The sequence below is a fragment of the Pseudomonas sp. 2822-17 genome (assembly GCF_002742485.1).
Lineage (GTDB): Bacteria > Pseudomonadota > Gammaproteobacteria > Pseudomonadales > Pseudomonadaceae > Aquipseudomonas > Aquipseudomonas cyclaminis.
On record NZ_LJRZ01000831.1, the window covers coordinates 1 to 258 of the forward strand.

The 258-nt window shown below is 30.2% G+C and carries 1 pseudogene; it reads left to right on the plus strand.

The features are described from left to right. A pseudogene (locus tag AOA60_RS32890) lies at positions 1 to 258 on the plus strand (hypothetical protein); the annotation flags it as partial.

Here is a 258-nt window from a genome sequence, read left to right on the forward strand (position 1 = left end):
CCCAACACCAGCTAAAGATAGTGCAATTAAAAATGACCAACTTGCTAAGTACGTAGACGATATACTAAAACTAAAACAAGAATATAAAAGTTTTATTAAGATTAATATTGGTCTAGAGATTGATTATATTGAGGGATTTGAAGAAGATACAAAAAGTCTACTTAATGAGTGGGGACAATTTCTTGATGATTCGATTCTTTCTGTTCATTTTTTAAAATACAACGATAATTATCGGTGTTTAGATTTCAGCCCTGATGA